The 15,139-nt window shown below is 39.1% G+C and carries 7 protein-coding genes, 2 tRNA genes and 3 rRNA genes; 9 read left to right on the top strand and 3 right to left on the bottom strand.

Features of this window, described 5'->3' with window-relative positions:
- Positions 1–774: 774 nt before the first annotated feature.
- The 6 genes from LC814_RS05920 (at position 775) to LC814_RS05895 (ending at position 7,613) form a co-directional block, all read left to right on the top strand.
- Positions 775–2,291: ribosomal RNA gene (locus tag LC814_RS05920) — 16S ribosomal RNA — on the top strand.
- Positions 2,292–2,476: 185 nt separating this feature from the next.
- A tRNA-Ile gene (locus tag LC814_RS05915) sits at positions 2,477–2,550 on the top strand.
- Positions 2,551–2,639: 89 nt separating this feature from the next.
- Positions 2,640–2,713: transfer RNA gene (locus LC814_RS05910), tRNA-Ala, on the top strand.
- Between the two features lie 509 nt (positions 2,714–3,222).
- A 23S ribosomal RNA gene (locus LC814_RS05905) occupies positions 3,223–5,988 on the top strand.
- A 183-nt stretch (positions 5,989–6,171) separates the two neighbouring features.
- A 5S ribosomal RNA gene (gene rrf / locus LC814_RS05900) occupies positions 6,172–6,279 on the top strand.
- Together the 16S, 23S and 5S rRNA genes with 2 tRNA genes alongside form the textbook arrangement of a ribosomal RNA operon.
- A gap of 485 nt (positions 6,280–6,764) precedes the next feature.
- Entirely contained in the window at positions 6,765–7,613 is an 849-nt protein-coding gene (locus LC814_RS05895; RefSeq protein ID WP_226065704.1) for a DUF2911 domain-containing protein, read from the top strand.
- A 49-nt stretch (positions 7,614–7,662) separates the two neighbouring features.
- On the opposite strand, the gene LC814_RS05890 is transcribed toward LC814_RS05895, so the two are convergent.
- Both LC814_RS05890 and LC814_RS05885 read right to left on the bottom strand, forming a co-directional pair.
- A complete protein-coding gene (locus LC814_RS05890; protein ID WP_226065702.1) occupies positions 7,663–9,327 on the bottom strand; it encodes a sodium:solute symporter family protein in 1,665 nt (554 codons plus the stop codon).
- A gap of 329 nt (positions 9,328–9,656) precedes the next feature.
- The gene (locus tag LC814_RS05885) at positions 9,657–12,092 is read right to left on the bottom strand and encodes a PIG-L family deacetylase (RefSeq protein ID WP_226065700.1); all 2,436 of its coding nucleotides are present in this window, start codon (positions 12,090–12,092) and stop codon (positions 9,657–9,659) included.
- Between the two features lie 361 nt (positions 12,093–12,453).
- Between LC814_RS05885 and LC814_RS05880 the strand changes: the two genes are divergently transcribed.
- Entirely contained in the window at positions 12,454–12,858 is a 405-nt protein-coding gene (locus LC814_RS05880) for a hypothetical protein (RefSeq protein WP_226065698.1), read from the top strand.
- Positions 12,859–13,010: 152 nt separating this feature from the next.
- Here LC814_RS05880 and LC814_RS05875 read toward each other — a convergent pair whose 3' ends face one another.
- Complete coding sequence (locus LC814_RS05875; RefSeq protein ID WP_226065696.1) at positions 13,011–13,397, bottom strand: hypothetical protein; 387 nt, start codon at positions 13,395–13,397, stop codon at positions 13,011–13,013.
- A 203-nt stretch (positions 13,398–13,600) separates the two neighbouring features.
- Here LC814_RS05875 and LC814_RS05870 point away from each other — a divergent pair, with 203 nt between their 5' ends.
- Positions 13,601–14,383, top strand: a complete 783-nt coding sequence (locus LC814_RS05870) for an MlaE family ABC transporter permease (protein WP_226065694.1) — start codon at positions 13,601–13,603, stop codon at positions 14,381–14,383.
- Between the two features lie 2 nt (positions 14,384–14,385).
- Positions 14,386–15,135 carry an ABC transporter ATP-binding protein gene (locus LC814_RS05865; protein WP_226065692.1) on the top strand — a complete coding sequence of 250 codons (750 nt, stop codon included), beginning with the start codon at positions 14,386–14,388 and terminating at the stop codon, positions 15,133–15,135.
- Positions 15,136–15,139: the final 4 nt, after the last annotated feature.

Here is a 15,139-nt window from a genome sequence, read left to right as displayed (position 1 = left end):
AAATTACCTATATATAGAAGGAAATTTTTTCCTTTATAATTAATTTTAATTTCGCGGTTTTCTTACTTGAATATCTTCGTCGATATTAGTTTGAAGACTTTTCAGGAATATTTTTTAAGATATTTCTCGATATATCTCCTTCTCTTTCTTTAGGAAGAATTCCGGCTTATTTTAATGTTACTTAAAGGTTAAAAAGACTTGATTAACGGTTGGATTAAGGTTTTAAAGTTAGAAAGGTGTTGTGAAGCGATAATGTTAATAACTTAATTTGGATAATAAATAGGTGTGTGATAGTAAGTTAGTGGGTGTAATTATACACATGTTTAAAATAATTATAAAAAGAGTTGCAAGATGTAGAGTGTGTTAGTATATTTGCACCACTCTAAAACAGAGTAGCGAAGTAGAGAGACAGGTAATTGAGGATTTTGATTTGGGACGAAAGTTTTACAATTTATTTCAGAAAAAGCTTGTGAATTAAAAAAAGGTTCTTATCTTTGCAATCCCAAATCGAGAGAGACGGGGAGCGAAGTAGGAGCAGATTGAATTGTTAGGGATTAGATTTTGGGAGTTGGAAAAAAACTTTTAAAATTTCTCCAAAAACATTTGGTCAATTAAAATAAACTTTATACTTTTGCACTCGCAATTCGGAAACAATGACAGATTAGTTTTCGGAAATAAAGCGAGAAGAGAAAGAGATCATTGACATACAAATAACAACCAAAAAAGTAAGGAAAAATTAGAGCGTCAATAGCTTTGAGTGAGTCAGACAAACATACAATGGAGAGTTTGATCCTGGCTCAGGATGAACGCTAGCGGGAGGCCTAACACATGCAAGCCGAGCGGTATAGTTTCTTCGGAAACTAGAGAGCGGCGTACGGGTGCGTAACACGTGTGCAACCTACCTTTATCAGGAGAATAGCCTTTCGAAAGGAAGATTAATACTCCATAATATATTGAATGGCATCATTTAATATTGAAAACTCCGGTGGATAGAGATGGGCACGCGCAAGATTAGATAGTTGGTGAGGTAACGGCTCACCAAGTCAATGATCTTTAGGGGTCCTGAGAGGGAGATCCCCCACACTGGTACTGAGACACGGACCAGACTCCTACGGGAGGCAGCAGTGAGGAATATTGGACAATGGGTGAGAGCCTGATCCAGCCATCCCGCGTGAAGGATGACGGTCCTATGGATTGTAAACTTCTTTTGTATAGGAATAAACCTTTCTACGTGTAGAAAGCTGAAGGTACTATACGAATAAGCACCGGCTAACTCCGTGCCAGCAGCCGCGGTAATACGGAGGGTGCAAGCGTTATCCGGATTTATTGGGTTTAAAGGGTCCGTAGGCGGACCGATAAGTCAGTGGTGAAATCTCATAGCTTAACTATGAAACTGCCGTTGATACTGTCGGTCTTGAGTAAATTAGAGGTAGCTGGAATAAGTAGTGTAGCGGTGAAATGCATAGATATTACTTAGAACACCAATTGCGAAGGCAGGTTACCATGATTTAACTGACGCTGAGGGACGAAAGCGTGGGGAGCGAACAGGATTAGATACCCTGGTAGTCCACGCCGTAAACGATGCTAACTCGTTTTTGGGGCGCAAGCTTCAGAGACCAAGCGAAAGTGATAAGTTAGCCACCTGGGGAGTACGATCGCAAGATTGAAACTCAAAGGAATTGACGGGGGCCCGCACAAGCGGTGGATTATGTGGTTTAATTCGATGATACGCGAGGAACCTTACCAAGACTTAAATGGGAATTGACAGGTTTAGAAATAGACTCTCCTTCGGGCAATTTTCAAGGTGCTGCATGGTTGTCGTCAGCTCGTGCCGTGAGGTGTTAGGTTAAGTCCTGCAACGAGCGCAACCCCTGTCACTAGTTGCTAACATTCAGTTGAGGACTCTAGTGAGACTGCCTACGCAAGTAGAGAGGAAGGTGGGGATGACGTCAAATCATCACGGCCCTTACGTCTTGGGCCACACACGTAATACAATGGCCGGTACAGAGGGCAGCTACACAGCGATGTGATGCAAATCTCGAAAGCCGGTCTCAGTTCGGATTGGAGTCTGCAACTCGACTCTATGAAGCTGGAATCGCTAGTAATCGCGCATCAGCCATGGCGCGGTGAATACGTTCCCGGGCCTTGTACACACCGCCCGTCAAGCCATGGAAGTTTGGGGTACCTGAAGTCGGTGACCGTAAAAGGAGCTGCCTAGGGTAAAACAAGTAACTAGGGCTAAGTCGTAACAAGGTAGCCGTACCGGAAGGTGCGGCTGGAACATCTCATTTTTGAGACTCTTCGTTAGGAGAGTATAAACAAACAAAACGGTACGCAAGTACCAGAGCACTTGCTCAAAGTTAGCTTTAGTTTTTCTTTATTTGGTTGATATTTATAAAACATACACCCACTAGGATTAGTAATCAGGGAAGAGAGATAATTAACAATTATTAATTAATAGTTATTAATTAAATAGAGTCTCGTAGCTCAGCTGGTTAGAGCGCTACACTGATAATGTAGAGGTCGGCAGTTCGAGCCTGCCCGAGACTACTAATAACAAGACGGGAAGATAAAAGAGCCAAGAGTCAAGACGTTAAAATCTTGTTTCTAGCATCTTGAATCTCAGAGTCTATACTAGCGGGGAATTAGCTCAGTTGGCTAGAGCGCCTGCCTTGCACGCAGGAGGTCAAGGGTTCGACTCCCTTATTCTCCACAAATTGTAGCAATACAATGAGATAAAAACTGGATTTACGCTGATAGGAGCGTGAGCGTCCCGACTAAAATCGGGAAGGTCAAGGGTTCGACTCCCTTATTCTCCACATTATTGTATCAATTACGATGTACCAAGTACAATGTATTTTAGGATACAGTGAGAACAAGTTACAGCAATGTGACGAAAAGCTTCTGAAAAGAAGCAAGAATAGAAGATATTTACGATACAGATTAGAATGATGCCGAAAGGAGGCAGGACGGACTAAGAGATTAGGAAGTTTAGATAGGATCGAACCTATATTATTCACAGTTTTGAACGACTGATTTAAAAGTTACGGATGGAGCCAAAAACACATCTGTTCATCAGAAGGGCAAGAAGAGATAAGATCATTGACATTAACGATAAGAACATCACAAAGAGAAAACCGAGCACTTTCGAGTGCCGAGTTTAAATAAAACTAGTTTAACACTTAGGTGTTAGACAAAAAACTGAACTAATATATTATTAGGAAAGAAATCGTTAAGGGCGTATGGCGGATGCCTAGGCTTTCAGAGGCGAAGAAAGACGTGGTAAGCTGCGAAAAGCTGCGGGGATCGGCACACACGAATTGATCCGCAGATGTCTGAATGGGGCAACCCGGCTGGTTGAAGACCAGTCACTCTAATTTATTAGAGAGCAAACCCGGAGAACTGAAACATCTAAGTACCCGGAGGAAAAGAAATCGAAGAGATTCCGTAAGTAGTGGCGAGCGAAAGCGGATTAGCCCAAAAGTCTTTATATGTTTAGAAGAATGTTCTGGAAAGAACAGCCAAAGACGGTGATAGCCCGGTATTTGAAAGGCATACATAGATGATAAATGAGTAGGGCGGGACACGTGAAATCCTGTCTGAATATGGGGGGACCATCCTCCAAGGCTAAATACTCCTGAAAGACCGATAGTGAACAAGTACTGTGAAGGAAAGGTGAAAAGCACTTCGAATAGAAGGGTGAAAGAGAACCTGAAACCGTACGCCTACAAGCGGTCGGAGCCCACAAGTTGGGTGACGGCGTGCCTTTTGCATAATGAGCCTACGAGTTAATTTTACTAGCGAGCTTAAGTACTTCAGGTACGGAGGCGGAGCGAAAGCGAGTCTGAATAGGGCGCTTAGTTAGTAGGATTAGACGCGAAACCTTGTGATCTACCCATGGGCAGGTTGAAGCTTTGGTAACACAAAGTGGAGGACCGAACCGGTTGACGTTGAAAAGTCTTCGGATGACTTGTGGGTAGGGGTGAAAGGCCAATCAAACTGGGAGATAGCTCGTACTCCCCGAAATGCATTTAGGTGCAGCGTTGCAATATAGTTTATTAGAGGTAGAGCTACTGATTGGATGCGGGGGTTTCATCACCTACCAATTCCTGACAAACTCCGAATGCTAATAAATGTTCTGCAGCAGTGAGGGCATGGGTGCTAAGGTCCATGTCCGAGAGGGAAAGAACCCGGACCAACAGCTAAGGTCCCCAAATCTATACTAAGTTGAAATAACGCGGTTGAACTGCATTGACAGCTAGGATGTTGGCTTGGAAGCAGCCATTCATTTAAAGAGTGCGTAACAGCTCACTAGTCGAGCGGTTCGGCATGGATAATAATCGGGCATAAGTATAGTACCGAAGCTATGGATTTATAATTTTTGAATTATATCTGGTAGGGGAGCATTCTGTTTGCACAGAAGCTAGATCGTGAGATTTGGTGGAGCGGACAGAAAAGAAAATGTAGGCATAAGTAACGATAAAGGGGGCGAGAAACCCCCTCACCGAAAGACTAAGGTTTCCTCAGCCATGCTAATCAGCTGAGGGTTAGTCGGGACCTAACGCGAACCCGAAAGGGGAAGTGGATGGACATAGGGTTAATATTCCCTAACTTGCTCACACTAAAAAGGGGACGGAGTGCCGTACTTACTGGAGACTGACGGAATAGTCAAGACCTAGCCTTCGGGCGAAGTTGTTGTAGGGAAAGTGCTTCCAAGAAAAGCCGAAGTGAAGCAACCCGTACCAAAACCGACACAGGTAGTCGAGGAGAGAATCCTAAGGTGCTAGAGTGAATCATGGTTAAGGAACTAGGCAAAATAGTCTCGTAACTTCGGAAGAAGGGACGCCAGCAGCAATGCTGGCCTCAGAAAAGAGGCCCAGGCGACTGTTTATCAAAAACACAGGACTCTGCTAAATCGAAAGATAATGTATAGGGTCTGACACCTGCCCGGTGCTGGAAGGTTAAGGAAGGTTGTTAGCCGCAAGGCGAAGCAATTAACTGAAGCCCCAGTAAACGGCGGCCGTAACTATAACGGTCCTAAGGTAGCGAAATTCCTTGTCGGGTAAGTTCCGACCTGCACGAATGGTGTAACGATCTGGGCACTGTCTCAACCATGAGCTCTGTGAAATTGTAGTCTCGGTGAAGATGCCGAGTACCCGCAATGGGACGAAAAGACCCTGTGAACCTTTACTATAACTTCGTATTGACTTTGAATAAACAATGTGTAGGATAGGTGGGAGACTTTGAAGCTGGCACGCTAGTGTCGGTGGAGTCAACGTTGAAATACCACCCTTTGTTTATTTGGAGCCTAACTTCCTAACGGAAGAACAGTGCGTGGTGGGTAGTTTGACTGGGGTGGTCGCCTCCAAAAGAGTAACGGAGGCTTTCAAAGGTACCCTCAGCACGCTTGGTAACCGTGCGTAGAGTGTAATGGCATAAGGGTGCTTGACTGTGAGACCTACAAGTCGATCAGGTGCGAAAGCAGGACATAGTGATCCGGTGGTTCCGTATGGAAGGGCCATCGCTCATAGGATAAAAGGTACTCCGGGGATAACAGGCTAGTCTCCCCCAAGAGCTCATATCGACGGGGAGGTTCGGCACCTCGATGTCGGCTCGTCACATCCTGGGGCTGGAGAAGGTCCCAAGGGTTGGGCTGTTCGCCCATTAAAGTGGCACGCGAGCTGGGTTCAGAACGTCGTGAGACAGTTCGGTCTCTATCTATTGCGGGCGTTAGATGTTTGAGAGGGCTTGAATCTAGTACGAGAGGACCGATTTGAACAAACCTCTGGTGTATCAGTTGTTCCGCCAGGAGCACCGCTGAGTAGCTACGTTTGGAAAGGATAAGCACTGAAAGCATATAAGTGCGAAACCTGCCTCAAGATGAGACATCTTTTAAGGGTCGTTGGAGATGACAACGTTGATAGGCTATAGGTGTAAAGGCAGTAATGTCATAGCCGAGTAGTACTAATTACCCGTAGATTTATTGCCTAATTAAGGTACTCGATAGTGCAACTACGGTTGTCTCTTTGTGAACGTTTTTATCGATTTTTTATACAGAATCAAGAAACAAGATTCAAGAACCAAGATATTTAAAGTCTTGACTCTTGGCTCTATCATCTTGAGTCTTATAAATAATAATATACTGTACATCCTTTTGTACAAAACAGCCTTTAGGGTGGTTTTAGCAGAGGGGCTCACCTGTTCCCATTCCGAACACAGAAGTTAAGCCCTCTAGCGCCGATGGTACTGCTAACGCGGGAGAGTAGGTCGCCGCCAGTCTTTTTTAAAAGCCTCATACATTTATTTGTATGAGGCTTTTTTGTGACCAATAATTTGAGAGAAATGCCAAGATTCAAGATCCAAGAATCAAGATTAAAGATTCAAGAGTCTAGAATCGAGAGTCAAAACTTAAGACCCAAGTATAAAGATGAGAGATAATAGTTGATTCGCGAATTAGAATACTCGATATTGCGATAGAAAACAAGTACAAATATTTTTCTTGGTAAAAATGATTGCCAGAAATTATAGCCCGGATGGTAGCGACATCCTTTTTTGCTTATCACTGGTTTTATTTAAACTAGAATATTGTAAGCAAAAAAGATACAGCGGACAGCCGGAGAGGTTTTGTAACAAGCGAAAGCTATGTTGCTCATTCTTGAAAAGTTAATGAAGTACATATTTCTAAGTAGTAGTTTTACCTCTTTGTTGTAATTAAGTAAAATTTGGAGTAGATTTAAAGATTGTAAATACTAAATTAATAAACAATGAAAAAAAATATCTTATCGCTATTTTTAGTGGGAGCATTTGCATTTGGTAATGCTCAGGTTAAAGCACCACAGCCCAGCCCTGCTGCTACTGTAAAACAAACCGTAGGACTGTCTGAAATTACAGTAGAGTATTCCCGCCCTTCTGCCAATGATCGCAAAGTTTTTGGTAATTTGGTTCCGATAAATCAATTGTGGAGAACGGGTGCCAATGGATCTACGGATATCACTTTTAAAGATGATGCGAGTTTTAATGGAGTTAATGTTCCGGCAGGTAAGTATGCTTTATACACTATTCCATCAGCAAACGAATGGGAAGTAATTCTTTATAAGGATACAGAACAATGGGGTGCACCAAAGGAATTGAAAGACGATCAGGTGGTGGTTACAACAAAAGTGAAGTCAGAGAAAAACCCGATACCTGTAGAAACTTTCTCGATAGGTTTTAGCGATCTTAAAACGGATAAAGCAAATCTAATCATGAGTTGGGAATATACAATTGTGAAAGTTCCTATCGTAATTGATTCTAAAAAGCAGGTTTTGGAATCCATCAATACGACCTTAAGTTCTAAAGATGCGAAGGCGGGAGATTATAATCAGGCTGCTGGTTACTATTTGCAAGAGAAAATGGATTTAAAGAAGGCCCTGGAATATTCAACGAAGGCAAATGAAATGCAACCGGACGTTTTTTATATGTTAAAATTGAAATCTGAGATTCAAGCCGCAAATGGAATGAAGAAAGAGGCGATCGAAACCGCGAAGAAATCAATGGAGTTGGCAAAGAAATCGAGCAATGATGATTATGTGAAAATGAATGCGGATAATATTGCGAAGTGGAGTAAGAAATAACAAACCATTTATTTTCAAAATGAGGACACCAATTATTGGTGTCCTTTTTTTATATTTCGATTTTCTTAAACATTGGTTGAAGTACACTCGCACTCGCTATCATCAACAAACACCCAATAGGATTCAGCCATAAAAATTCTAACTCAATAATTTCCTTTACATCTAAAAAGTACAGTAGAATAATCACAGGTTCTACGATCAATATACTCCACATCGTTGCTTTTCCACCGATTTTTGGAAAGAGGAAGGCGATTGCAAAAACGCCTAGAATTACGCCGTAAAATAAGGAACCAATAATATTAACTGCCTGAATTAAATTTTCAAACAGACTCGCATTTACTGCAAAGAAAATGGCGACTATTCCCCACATTAAGGTGAAAAGTCTGGAAGCATTCAAATATTTTTTTTCTGAAATATCGGGTGCAAAATTCCTTTTATAAATATCTACCACGGTCGTTGTGGCCAAAGCATTCAATTCTGAAGAAGTAGAACTCATCGCCGCGGAAAGAATAACGGCGATTAATAATCCGACTATTCCGGTCGGCAAATAATTTAAGATGTAGTAGATGAAAACATAATCTTTGTCATTCGATTCAATTGCCGGGGCCTCTTTATCAATTAACTTTTTTACATCTTCTCTGATGACGACTTCTTTTGCCTGAAGATCCTCTAATTCCGACATTACTTTTTCGGAATGATCGGTTTTCCAAATTGCAATTTTCTGTTTCTTCTCTTCGTGAAGTTGATCGAATTTAGAATTTAGAGCTTGATATTCTGTGTTGTTTTGAAGTTGTTGAGAGAGTGGATTAAAATTTAAAGGCGTCTTTTCGAACTGAAAGAAAACGAAAACCATCACGCCGATAAAGAGAATAAAGAATTGCATTGGGATTTTGAACAAGCCATTAAAAAGCAATCCAAGTCGCGCTTCTTTCAAACTCTTTCCAGTCAAATATCTTTGAACCTGACTTTGATCGGTTCCAAAATAACTCAGGAATAAAAATGTCCCGCCCAAAAACGCAGACCAAATATTGTAGCGGTTATTTAAATTAAATTCAAAATTCACGGCATTAAGCTTTCCCATTTTCCCTGAATAAAGCAACGCATCATTTAAATCTAAGGGTAATTTTTGAACGATCAGAAAAAACGCCAAAAACATCCCGATAAAAATAACGAACATCTGTTGTTTCTGCGTCTGACTCACCGCTTCTGTGCCACCAACTAAAGTATAAATGGTCACCAAAGTTCCAATAACAATATTGGTTAAAATCAGATTCCAACCCAAAATGGTCGACAGAATAATGGCCGGGGCAAAAATCGTAATCCCTGCTGCTAAACCTCTTTGAATTAAAAATAGAATCGCGGTTAAAATCCTGGTAGAAAGTCCGAATCGTTTTTCTAAATATTCATACGCCGTTAAAACATTCATTTTGAAAAATTTCGGGAGTACCCAAACGCATAGAATAACCATCGCAAGGGGTAAACCAAAATAAAATTGCACAAAGCCCAAACCGTCGTGGTACGCTTGTCCGGGCGTAGATAGGAATGTGATGGCACTTGCTTGTGTTGCCATAATGCTTAAGCCGACCATCCACCACGGATTGGTTTTGCCACCCAAAAATGATTCCGATGTTTTTACTTTTTTGGATTTATAAATCCCGTAAATCACAATAAACAACAGCACGAAAATGAGAACTGCCCAATCTAAATTCTTCATTTATAGTAGTTTTGAAAGAGTAACATGGCAAAAATCATCAAAACCGTGACGGCCAAGAGGGCAATATAAAGCCTTTTCCAATTCGTATCTTTTTCCTGATTCATATTTTATTTTTATTTGGGCGCCTTAATCCGTCTTCCGCTCCCGCTTTTTTACTTGGCTTAGTTTCGGCAGGCTCAACTACTACGACAAGCTCAGCCACCAAGTAAAAAGAGCTCCGCTCAAGTCGGGGCGCAGATTTTCGCGATTACCATATGATCTTTTATGTACTTCTCAACAGCATTTTCAGACCTAAACTTTTGTGACTTTGTGGTCTGAGATTTTTTAGATTATTTAGTTTTTCCCAAAGCCAAGATATTCATAAACAATTTATACGCCCCCGGAACTCCAGCAGGTAATTCTCTGAAGAATGATAAACCCGTATAAACGTAAGTTCCTTTTCCGTATTTTCCCGCCAATAAAATTCCCTTTTGTGGAGATTCTCCCGTATCATTTCCTTCTAAAAGTGGAATTAAATTCTGATCCCAACCGTCCGCGAAATATAATCCTCTTTCCTGAACCCAATTGTCCATGTCTTTTTCTGTAATTTTATTTGGAACATTAAAGACTGGATGATTCGGAACCAAAAATTTCAGTTTTACATCTTCTTCAGAAATTCGATTAGCTCCTAACTGTAATTTAAAAGGAGCAATTTCATTGGTCAATAAACCGCGATTGGTATTGTATTGATTGATCACCAAACCACCATTTCCTATAAATTTCCAAATATCCTTATTGATCAAAGCCATTTCGGGCTGTGTATTATAGATTCTTATCCCTAAAATTAAAACATCATAATTTTTTAGAAGCGACGGATTCCAGTTTTTTAAATCCAATTCGTCAACAGATAAACCAATTGCTCGAAGTGAGGAAGGGATTTCGTCGCCAGAACCTTTCAAATAAGCGATCTTAACATCTGGAATTTTCAAATCTAAATTCTGAATTTTTGCCTGCGCATTTTTAATCCAAATTTGTCGGTCGATGTGCGGGTATTCGACAACGTTTAAAGATTGATTATAAGTTTTTCCATTTGATTCTACCAGTGCATCTATCGTAGAATTGGCATCATTGGAAATTGGTTCCACCTTAAATCGTATCTTTTTCTTTTCCCCAATTTCTTTAAAATTAATAGTTTGTGGTGGTGACATTTTCCAGTCTTTGCTTCCTTTTAACGAAACTTTTGCTGTAGAATTTGGAAGGAAACTTTCTACTTCAACCGCTATTTCTTTTGGCTGATTGCTGAAAATGAAATTATCCTGGTCAAAATTGGCTACAAAGGAAGGAACGATATAAAACGGTTCGTATCGTTCACCAATAGAAGGATCGACTGTTTTTTGCTGCAAAGGAATATTGAAATCAATTTTTGTAGAACCAAAATCAATGGTAATCGATTTTTTGACAGGATATAAAATTTCAGGTTGTCCGATATTTTGTGGATTATTAACCACATATAAATTATTTTTCGGTGTTTCCTGAAGCCAGTAGGGATTTGAAATTTTCGGATCATCAATCTTCAATTTCTCTGTCGCTTTATAAGATTGGTTTGCTAAAATTTCTTTGTTATCTTTTCCAGAAATCGAAATATTTATTGCTGCATCACTTCTATTCGTAATTTCTAAGTTGGTTGAAATTTCCTGATTTATTGTTCCGAAAGCATTTTTTGTCGTCCATTCAAAGTAAATTCCCTGAGTTTTTAAAATTAAATTTTTGACTTGTTTTAATTTTAAATCATCTGCATTACTTTTTTGTAAGAGTTTATAGACTTGAAGTAGATTATTTAATGAAAGTTGGGGATTTTTATAATTAAATTCAGAAACAGCTTTATCCATCTGAGTTTTAAGAGTTCCATTTTCAAAAGACAGATTTATTCCCTCGAAAATATCATTGGATTTCGGTTTGTCTCCTTTTAAAAATTTTAAATATTCTAAATCCGAGCCTCTTTCCAAAGCCATTCCAAAACCTTGACAAGCATGTTTGCTTCTACTTTTCGCAGAAATTTCGTTATTCGAAATTCCGAGTGTGGGGTAGTAATTTCCAACATTGATGGAGAATAAATCACTTTTATCTGCTTTATCAAAGTTTTCTTTACTGCCAAAAAACCACCAGCTTGTATTGTAAAACATTCTTTTTGGTTGCCAAACTTTTACATATTTCAACTGTTCCGGAAATGCAGTTGGATCTCCGGCTAAATCAAATGCTTCCATGGCTAAAAGTGCCGAAGCAGTATGATGTCCGTGCGTTTCACCGTTTGAATTTGGATCAAAACGGGTGATAATAATTTCAGGTTTATTTTTCCGGATTGCCCAAACAACATCGGCTAATATTTTCTGTTTGTCCCAGAATTTCAATGTTTCTGTGGCAGTTTTAGAATATCCAAAATCTAAAGCTCGCGTAAACCATTGTCTTCCTTTATCAATTTTTCGTGCTTCTAAAAGTTCTTGAGTTCGGAGTAATCCTAATAATTCTCCTTTTTCGGTACCGATTAAATTTTGTCCGCCATCGCCCCGAGTTAAGGAAAGATAAACTGCATCAACATGTTTTTCATGAGTAAACCAGGAAATAATTCTGGTGTTTTCATCATCCGGATGCGCAGCGAGATACATGACCGTTGTATTATTTTGCAACCGAAGCAAATCATCGTATATTTCTGAAGAGCTGTGTGTAACGGACTGTGCTGAAAATATAAGTGATATAAAAAGGCAAATGCCACCGAAAAATTTAATCATGGCCTAAAGATAAAAAGTTCTTCTCACTAAATGATATAAATTATAAGTGGTAGCGCCAATATTTTCGAAAATGTTCGTCGAAGGTAATTGCTTTTAAATATTTTCGAGGAAACTTAGAATTAAAGTGTAGCGTTGATATAAGTCAACTACTATTAATAGTTTCTAACAATTCAGACCATAAAATCGCTAATAATTATTAAATAGAATTTGTATAAATGTTCAATGATAGTATTGCATAGTGCTCACCTAATACAGATTAGAACGATCTGGCTGTTTGTAATTTTACCTATTTATTCTAAAATTTGTATATTTACTCTTAACATTAAAAAATCAAACAATGAAAAAATTATTCGTATCCGCCTTGGGAGCGGCTTTATTATTCGCAGTTTCTTGCAGTAAAGAAGTTAAAGAAGAAGCTGTTGCAACAGATGTAGTGAATGTAGAGGGTGAAAATGTTGCAGATGCACAAATGGATCTTAACGACGATGTTATTAATGCTCAAGAGGCTGTAAATGCTGCTCAAAGAGAATTAGACGATGCAACTGCAAAAGGAGATCAAGTCCTGACTGATGCAGCGCAAACTAAACTTAACGAATTGCAGGCTAAATTAGACATGATTAAGAAAAATGCTGGAGAAGCAATTCGCGCTACAGATGGCCGAAGTGACGGATCAGATACAAGACTAGACAATATTGAGGACGCAGCAGGAGCGAAATTAGATAATGTAAAAGATGCTGCCGATAATGTAAAAGATAAGGTAGAATAATATCTGGAAGACCATTACTATTTCTGAAATTGAAATGAGTAGAAATTAAGCCAGCCTTTAAAAGGTTGGCTTTTTTTTATGCGATGGAACTAGAGATTGTTTTTTGAAATTTAATTTAACGAACACATTCTCTGTAAAAATCCATATTTCGGTTATTGTACTTTCTTAAAATTTGAAACCGTCATATTATATTGCCGAGAATTGCATTCATCTGAAATATATTGTATACTCAGTTGATCACCCTTAATAATATATTTGTAAACGCCTTTACTTTTTACGGGACAAGGTGAACCGCCCATCGTTTTTTCAATATGCAGTGTATCATTGGAAACTGTATATTTCATTTGCTCTACCATTTTATCTTTTAGCAAAACATTGATGTCTTCGCCTGTAAATTCAAGAATGATATTTTGAGCCGTAGGAATGTTAGCAACTCCGGCCCATGCTGTGTTATCGATAGGATTCACATCTTTTGCTTCTTTGCAATTGAGTAAAACCGAGAAAGCACCAAGTAAGAAGATTTTGATAATTGTTTTCATTTTTTGGTTTTTAATGATATACAAATTTAGTGGTTCATTAAATTATATATTGGGTGATTCAACCCTATTTTCGTGGCTATTGATTTTTAATGATAAAAAGAATTGTGTCCACATTAAAAATTCAGAAATTTCCTGACTTATACCTTGTTTTATAATATTGTATTCGCTTTAATAATGACTACATTTGAGTAACACTCATTTGTATGTTTAAAAATTCTGCTTTACTCGATAATACAAAATCTTTTTTTGCGGAAATTGGAGACATCACCCTATTTGCAGGACGTTTCTTTCGCGAAGTGTTTTTGCCGCCTTTTGAGTTTAAAGAATTAATACGGCAATGCTATAATATTGGGAACCGATCATTATTGCTGGTTTCAGTGACTGGATTTATTTTAGGTCTCGTATTTACGCTGCAGTCCAGACCGACATTAGAGCAGTTCGGGGCAGAATCCTGGATTCCCTCCATGATCAGTATTTCTATAATTCGTGAAATCGGACCTGTAATTATTGCCCTTATTTGTGCAGGAAGAATAGGATCCGGAATCGGTGCAGAACTCGGTTCAATGAGGGTTACCGAGCAGATTGATGCCATGGAAGTTTCCGGAACGAATCCCTTTAAATATTTAGTGGTTACCAGAATTTTGGCGACAACTTTAATGCTTCCACTCCTTATTATTATTGGCGATGCGATCTCTTTATTTGGATCTGCAATTGTAGAAAACCTTAAATCGGAGGTGTCTTTTACCTTATATTTTAGTCAGGTTTTTAAAGCGATATCTTTTGGAGATATTATTCCTGCTACCATAAAATCTTTTTTCTTTGGTTTTGCAATCGGATTAATTGGCTGCTATAAAGGATATAATTGTGCGAAAGGAACAGTGGGAGTAGGTGAAGCTTCTAATGCGGCTGTAGTGTATACGTCGATGCTTGTTTTTATAATTGATTTCATTGCCGTATTTGTAACCGATATTATTTTTGATATTTAATTATGGCTGAGAACAACAGAAAACCAGTTTTGGAACTAAAAAATATTACCAAAAGTTTTGGTGATAATCAGGTGCTCAAAGGTTTTAATCTTCAATTATTTGAAGGTGAGAATTTGACCATTATGGGAAAATCAGGCGCTGGAAAATCAGTCATGGTAAAATGTCTCGTAGGTTTACTGAAACCTGATGGTGGAAGTATAAGTATTCGCGGGGAAGATATTACAGAAATGGGTCAGAAAGAATTGGATGTTCTTCGCACCGAAATAGGTTTTCTTTTTCAGGGCAGCGCTTTATACGATTCCATGACGGTTCGAGAAAATTTAGAATTTCCTTTAAGAAGACACCGCGACGAAGTAGAAAGCTCCGCAGAAACTGAAGTTTTAGTGATGGAAGCTTTAGAAGATGTAGGTTTAGGGCAAACTATTGATTTAATGCCTGCTGAACTTTCTGGCGGAATGCAGAGAAGAGTAGCGCTCGCCAGAGCTTTGATTCTAAAACCAAAAATCCTCATGTACGATGAGCCTACGACTGGTTTAGATCCGATCACCTCAAAGGAGATCATTGAATTATTGCGAAGTATTCAGGAAAAATATAAAACGTCTTCCATCATTATCACGCACGATGTAGATTGTGCAAGAGTGATTTCTAATCGAATGATCCTTTTGGTAGATGGTGTTAATTATGCCGAAGGAACTTATGAAGAACTTCTAAAATCAGAAGATCCCCAAGTTCAGGCTTTCTTTAAAAATTAAAATT

Source organism: Kaistella polysaccharea (assembly GCF_020410745.1).
GTDB lineage: Bacteria > Bacteroidota > Bacteroidia > Flavobacteriales > Weeksellaceae > Kaistella > Kaistella polysaccharea.
This window is presented reverse-complemented; position numbering and strand designations above follow the sequence as displayed.